Source organism: Candidatus Avelusimicrobium stercoris, assembly GCF_002437085.1.
GTDB lineage: Bacteria > Elusimicrobiota > Elusimicrobia > Elusimicrobiales > Elusimicrobiaceae > Avelusimicrobium > Avelusimicrobium stercoris.
Genome location: NZ_DJOA01000045.1, coordinates 1 through 6,485 on the forward strand (window position 1 = coordinate 1; position 6,485 = coordinate 6,485).

Sequence of the window (6,485 nt, forward strand, 5' to 3'; positions counted from 1 at the left end):
TGGCTGTTGGCTGTTGGCTGTTATTTATATTTTTTTCAAGCATTTTTAAATTCCTTTTTCAATCCTGTATTTTATATATGTATTATCCTAACACACATTGTTTAACTAAACCATCAAAGGTATTATCATTTAGTCTAAAACAAAATTCATTTACGTATTCTTGCATATATTTTACCGAAATATGATGGTAAATACCAAAGATACCTCTTTTTAATAAAGCCCAAAAACTTTCTATACCATTAGTATGTATTCCATCACCTATACTATATTGACCAATACTATGATTTACAGATAAACGAACAAAATTATTCTTATTAGGATAATTTAAGATATTATAACCCCTATAATCATCTGGCATAACTAAAGTATTGTTTTTGCATACCTTATCTAATACGGCAAATAATTGCTTTCCAGTAAGTTTTTTACCCTCTTTATTGGGTAAAGCCACAACGGCATATACTTTATTGGTTTTTCGCTCTTTAACACCTATTATAGCGGTTTTTCTAGTTCCTCTGCCTCTGGGTGCTTTAGGCAAATCATCATCATCTTTTCCAGTTGTTTTCGTTGGTTTTCCACCCACATAGGTTTCATCAATTTCAACAATGGCTTCAAAGGCTTTGCTCATATCAGTATTTCCCATAGCAGACCTTATTTGTTTTAACATTCTCCAAGCCGTTTTGTATGTTACACCTAATTCCCTTTTTAACTGCATCGCAGATACACCTTTCCTACTTATTAGAACAAGATTTATAGCATAAAACCATTTTCTTAAATCTGTATCTGATTTCTCAAAAATCGTATTTGCAAAAATAGAAAACTCACTATTGCAGTTATTGCAATGACACATCCTAGGAGATGTATGCCTGTGATACACATTATACGTAGATCCACATTTAGGACAATATATACCATTTGGATATTTTTGGTCTATAAAATATTTAATCACATCCAACTCAGTATTAAACCTCTTTTGAAACTCAAAATAATTCATATACACTTCTCCTATATCTAACAGTATATGAAATTATTTACTATTTGTCAAGGGATAATTCCGTTTATTTTTATAAACGACAGATCCCGTATAAAGACACTACGGGATGACGGCTTAACAACAAGTGCCTGCGCGCTTAATTCAGGTTTTACTCTCATAGAACTCCTAGTTGTCGTTCTTATCATCGGTATTTTGGCGGCGGCTGCCATACCGTCGTACCGGGTGGCGGTAGGGATGAGTAGGGTGTCTTCAATGTATGCACTTGTCCGAGCAGTGGATCAAGCCCAGCAGCATTTTTATATGCAAACAGGCCGCTATGCCGCCAATTTAGACGGCTTAATTATAGCAATGCCGTCGGGATTTAAAAAAATAAATGAGCGGACCATTGTCAGTAATGATATACGCTGTCAAATAGCCATAAAAAATTCTAACATTTACGCTTTCCAATGCTATGATAATAAAATAGAGGTGTTGTTGGAAAAATATTTAAATTCTCCTTATATGCATTGTGCCGCGAACATTGACAAAGAGTTTGGCCTTAAAATTTGCCGTAATATTTCCGGACGGGAAGACCCCTCCGGGAATTGGACTAATGATTATGGCAAGCAATTTTACTATTACTTTTTAGGCAATTAACTAGCGGCGGATAAACAGGTTCCAAAAGGTTTTCCACGGGTGTTTTTGGGGGAAAAATACGTTCAATACAGCCTTTTCCGTTAAAGCGTTGGGGGTGGGATTATCTATAAAAACAGTCAAGTTTTTAGGGGCAATATCCGTAATATTTTTTATCTTTTTTTCAGCGGGATAAAAGGCAAAGCCTTCCGCCTTTAACCCCAGTTGCGTATGCAGGCGGAAAACGCTTTCCTGCGCTAAATAGGCGGCCTGGTCGGTAGGCAAGGCGGATAAATCCTCCCCGTTTAGGGCCAGTGCGCCAAAGGAAATAAGCCCGCTTTTGGCAAGCGTTTTTAACTCTTTTTCTGTTAGTAAATTTTGCCACGGCTCTTGGTGCGGGTTTTGCCATTTGTTATAGGTGCCGGTGGTATTTGTAGGTAAAAATAATGTGGCCGGTGTTTGGGAGTCTTGCAATAAGGGGAAAATATCGGTTAGAAAAGATTTGTACCCGCCCATAAATACCAATAAAACAGGTTTGGGGGGCCTGGTGGCTGATGCGGTCAATCTTCCTGCGTTTATTGGGGTAAACCCGTGCGCACGAAGCCATAAAAGCGTTTTTTTAAGTTGTTTGACGGTTATCCACTCGTTTTTTAAGCGGGAATTTTGGGGCGCCTTGCCGATTTTTTCATAAGCCAATATGAATAGTGCATTTGGCTTGCGGTACAAGGCAATCCCCGTCAAAATTCCTGCCAGAATAACGAGCCCGAGTGCGAGATAAAGCATATTATAAGCGGCTTTCCCCTCGGGTGATTTGCAAATAGTAGTCAAACATCGTTTCGCCCCCGCGCGGGAACGCACGGCGCAAGGTGGATTTGCCGCGCCACGGCCAAGGATTTACACCCTTTTTGGTGCTGAAATCAAACAGATATCCGGCCTTAAACACCTGCGGACGGACGCGCTTGTCAAAGCCGCCGGCTCCGTAGGGATAACACAACGCCGTAACCGGGCAGCCCAGTTTTTCTTCCAAAATTTGCTTGCTTTGCGTGAGTTCCGTCCAAATTTCCTCGTCGGATAAACTGCGCAGGCGGCGGTGTGAACAAGTGTGTGAACCAAAGGTTACAAGCCCGCTTTTTTGCATTTCGTCAATTTGCGCCCACGTCAAATAGCCGGGGCGTTTTTCAATATAATCGGTAATCAAAAAAATAAGAGCGGGCACATTGTATTTTTTTAAGAGGGGAAATAGCGTGGTGTAATTATCCTCGTAGCCGTCGTCAAACGTGAACATTACGGGCTTTTCAATAAGCGATTTGCCCGCCTGATAGGCCGTTTGTACGTCGTCTAGCGATACTAGGGTGTAGCCGCGTGATTTTAAAAATAAAATTTGCCGTTCCAACATTTCCGGGCGCATAGTAAAGGGATATTGCTGTTCTGCGGGGTCGTCCAACACGCCAACGTGGTGATACATTAACGCCACAAAGCCCTTTCTGGGGGGCAGATACCACGTTTTGCGCAGCACCGGGAAACGCCAAAATAAAAATACTGCTAAAATAAGCAAAGCCAGCAAACACACGGTCATTTTTCTTTTTGCTCCTGTAATTGCCAAAGTTTGGCATTTTTAACCAGCACATAAAAGGTGGAAAACGCAGCCCAAAACAGCCCGCGCACGCCGTCAAAGATACCCAACTTTAAAATGTAGCGTTTAAAAAATTCAAACGGAAGCGTAAACGCTACTTTAATAAGTGAGAAGCGTTTGCCGTTTTTGTACATTTGTTCCGCCGCCAAGGAGGTGTAACGGTTAAATTTGCGGAAATAGGTTTCAATAGTGTCGTAGGAATAGTGGTTAATGGCATTTTTCAAGCGACCGATTTTGCCCTTAACATCTAGCCCCTCGTGCACAAGTCCGCCCACATATTTGGCACTTTTGGTTTTGACTAGGCGCAGGTGGGTTTCTTTATTTAGGCCGCTAAAACGCATTTTTTTGCCTAAAAAGTAGTTGCAAAAGGGAATATCGTAGCCCGCAAAGGCCGGGTTTTTGACGGCTTGGGCGATTTCTTCTTTTAGTTCGGGCGATAGCGTTTCGTCCGCGTCCAAGTTTAGGGCCCAGTCGCCCGTTACCTTGGAAAGGGCGTAGTTCTTTTGCGAGGTAAACCCGTCAAAGGCGCGGTCATATACTTGCGCGCCCAGTTCGCGGCAGACGAGGGAAGTTTTGTCTTTGGATAAGGAATTGACGACGATTACCTCGCTCACCAGTCCGCGCGTACTTAAAATGCACTTGGCAATTTTTGCTTCTTCGTTTTTAGCAATAATAAAAAGGGAAATTCTAGGCGTTTTCATATACTTATTATAGCATTTGCCTTATATAAAAAGGGGAACCGCAGTAGCAGGGTTTGGGACTACTGCGGTTTGGATGAAAAGGAAATCGTCTTCTATATTAATAGATTACCACTTACAGGGGCCTAAAAACAGGGTCTTTGGACCTATTTTTTTTAAAATAAGTACCTAGAAAAAAATGGGCCCAATGTGCTATAATTTTGGCATCTAGGAGGATACTATGAAGAAACTTTTGTTCCTGCTCCCTTTCCTGTTGGCCGCGTGTACCACGTTGCCAACGTCCAGCGAATATTTGCTCCGCGGCGACGGTTATTTTAAAGACGGCCGCGCGGATAAAGCCATTAAGGCCTATACGCAAGCGTTAAAATTAAACCCGGATAACTTGGAAGGGTACGCTTCGCGCGGGTCGGTGTATTTCTTTTTAGGCGAATACGACTTGGCGGAAAAGGATTTTTTGCGTGTCCTGCAAGATAACCCCTATCAGGTGGACGCTTATACCGCCTACGCCAGCACCTTGGCGGCCAAGGGGGATTTTGAAAACGCGTTAAGCGTGCTGAATTTGGCTTCCAGTTTAAAGCCGGACAAGGTGGAAATCTTTTTCAGCCGCGGCGGTGTGAACTTTATGCTGGACCGCTACGAAGATGCCGTGCGGGATTATACGTCTGTGATTAACCTGCGCCCGGCGGCCGAGGTGTACAACGCGCGCGGGGCCGTGTATATGAAAATGGGCAAAACAGACTTGGCGGAAAAGGATTTTAACACCGCTAAAAGTGCCAAAATTCCCGAAAAACTGAATATTTATTCAATGGTGGATTAAGCATTTCTCCGACGGGAAAATAAAAAAGTTTGCGCAAACGGTGTTTGTTTTGTTATAATAAATATACAAGATTTACGTCACCGTAGCTCAGTTGGTTAGAGCGAGCGTTTCATAAGCGCTAGGTCGGTGGTTCGAGCCCACCCGGTGACATTTTTTTACGCCCTTTGCATTAGCAGAGGGCGTTTTTCGTAGATTTTGAACCCAGCCCAATTGTATGGGGAAAAATCGGGCTGATTTTCGTGCAAAACGCCCCAAAATGTACTATCATAAAGGTACGGAGATAAATATGAAAAAAACCTTCGCTTCTTTTTTTGTGTTTTTTAGCGCCGCCTTGCCGGCGTTTTGCGCTTCCACTTGCGAAACCCGCGTGGATGCGCACCAGGACGCTACTACCCGCCAGCGCGTGCAATATTGCTTAACGCCGGAACAGGCCGCGCCTGTTGCCCCCGGGCCGGAAGTGGTGTATTACGGCGTTTCGTCCGCCAAGCCCGCTGACGCCTCAACCGAGGCTGAAAAACAGCGCAAGCAAGTGTATTTTGATAAAGACGGCGTAGCCGTTTCGCAAAATTATGTGGATACGTCCAAATTCCCCGCTTTCACAAATGATACGTTAAGCGAGCAGGAAAAAATCGCGCTGGAAGAAGCGCAGAAAAAACAGGCGCTCTTGCAGGTCGAACAGCAAGCCAAAGCCGCGCAGGAAAAGCCGGCCCGCACAATGTCCGCAGACCAAAAAGTAACCTTGGCTAACGAAACCAAGGCGGGCCTTTTGGCGCGCCAAACCAAGGCCAAACGCTATATGAAAGAGGTGGTTCAACAGCCAGAGCCGGACGAATTGGCGCAGGCCTATTCCGTAACCCCGCAGGCAAACAACGCGCCGGACGCGTATAACCCCAACTATATGCCGGAAACCTATTCCACGCAAACGGCTACTTCTTCCGGCAACGATTTTGAAGCGGACCTGAACGCGGCTACCCCCGCATATAGCGCAGACGGCGCCGCCCCAGCCGGCTTTACGGACCCGACATTAGCCTCTGACCAAGGCTTTGGCTATAACGCCACGGACCCGGCAATGCAGCAATAACTTGACAATTTAATAAAGGGAGAATAGAATAGTTTTATGCAAGCGATTATTTCTTATTTAAAAAAACCGTATGCCGAAAAGGGTTTTATCGTCGGCACGTTTGACTCATTGTTAAAACTCCTGGCGCTGTGCGTGTGGGGGTACTTGGCGGTAATTTTGGGTTCCCTGTTATGGGATTCCCTTATGACGGATTACAACCCGCTTAATAAGTTGTGGTGGTTTTCCTACTGCTTTTTTATCTTTTTCGGGGCCACTTGGCTGGCGTATATTGTGCTCTTTGTGCGCAATTATAACGAGGAAGACGCTGAATAAGATAAGTTGTTTTAGTGAATAAAAAGCCCCGCCAAGCGCGGGGTTTTTTAATGGAGTGAAAAGAAGGCAAATAAAAAGTTATCCCAGGGTTTTAAACTTACTGGGGTGTGCCCTATCAAAAAAGGTCATCTTAAACTGGCGGCCCGCGGGGTTTCAGGAACGTAGTGGTTGTTATTTAAGAAAGTCATACTGGAATGTTTCTGTCCAGTATCCGTTGTTTTCCTTTTTTAATAACAACAGATCCTAGAACGCTCCGCGTCGGCTGACTTTCCAGGATGACGACAACTACCCAAGAGGTAGATTCTGAAACAAGTTCAGAATGGGTATAAAGGCCAAAACGT

General features: G+C 44.0%; 8 protein-coding genes and 1 tRNA gene. 5 read left to right on the forward strand and 4 right to left on the reverse strand.

Annotated features, from left to right (window positions below):
• Positions 1-82: 82 nt before the first annotated feature.
• Entirely contained in the window at positions 83-991 is a 909-nt protein-coding gene (locus B2118_RS06480; RefSeq protein ID WP_428054322.1) for an IS1595 family transposase, read from the reverse strand.
• A gap of 27 nt (positions 992-1,018) precedes the next feature.
• Here B2118_RS06480 and B2118_RS06485 point away from each other — a divergent pair, with 27 nt between their 5' ends.
• Entirely contained in the window at positions 1,019-1,627 is a 609-nt protein-coding gene (locus tag B2118_RS06485; RefSeq protein ID WP_428054324.1) for a type IV pilin protein, read from the forward strand.
• Here B2118_RS06485 and B2118_RS06490 read toward each other — a convergent pair whose 3' ends face one another.
• Genes B2118_RS06490 through B2118_RS06500 form a run of 3 tightly spaced genes read right to left on the reverse strand, consistent with a single transcriptional unit; the run spans position 1,628 to position 3,937 of the window.
• Positions 1,628-2,386, reverse strand: coding sequence for a polysaccharide deacetylase family protein (locus B2118_RS06490; protein ID WP_428054326.1), 759 nt, complete (start codon positions 2,384-2,386; stop codon positions 1,628-1,630).
• A gap of 1 nt (position 2,387) precedes the next feature.
• Entirely contained in the window at positions 2,388-3,179 is a 792-nt protein-coding gene (locus tag B2118_RS06495) for a polysaccharide deacetylase family protein (RefSeq protein WP_428054328.1), read from the reverse strand.
• Positions 3,176-3,937: a glycosyltransferase family 2 protein gene (locus B2118_RS06500; RefSeq protein ID WP_428054330.1), complete on the reverse strand. Its 762-nt coding sequence runs from the start codon at positions 3,935-3,937 to the stop codon at positions 3,176-3,178. The genes B2118_RS06495 and B2118_RS06500 overlap by 4 nt, the downstream gene beginning before the upstream one ends.
• Before the next feature lie 217 nt (positions 3,938-4,154).
• On the opposite strand from B2118_RS06500, the gene B2118_RS06505 reads away from it, so the two are divergent.
• The 4 genes from B2118_RS06505 to B2118_RS06520 all read left to right on the forward strand — a co-directional run bounded on the left by B2118_RS06505 (position 4,155) and on the right by B2118_RS06520 (position 6,144).
• Positions 4,155-4,751, forward strand: coding sequence for a tetratricopeptide repeat protein (locus B2118_RS06505; protein WP_428054332.1), 597 nt, complete (start codon positions 4,155-4,157; stop codon positions 4,749-4,751).
• A gap of 76 nt (positions 4,752-4,827) precedes the next feature.
• A tRNA-Met gene (locus B2118_RS06510) sits at positions 4,828-4,901 on the forward strand.
• A gap of 136 nt (positions 4,902-5,037) precedes the next feature.
• Entirely contained in the window at positions 5,038-5,832 is a 795-nt protein-coding gene (locus tag B2118_RS06515) for a hypothetical protein (protein ID WP_428054334.1), read from the forward strand.
• Positions 5,833-5,868: 36 nt separating this feature from the next.
• Complete coding sequence (locus B2118_RS06520) at positions 5,869-6,144, forward strand: hypothetical protein (protein WP_428054336.1); 276 nt, start codon at positions 5,869-5,871, stop codon at positions 6,142-6,144.
• Positions 6,145-6,485 lie beyond the last annotated feature (341 nt).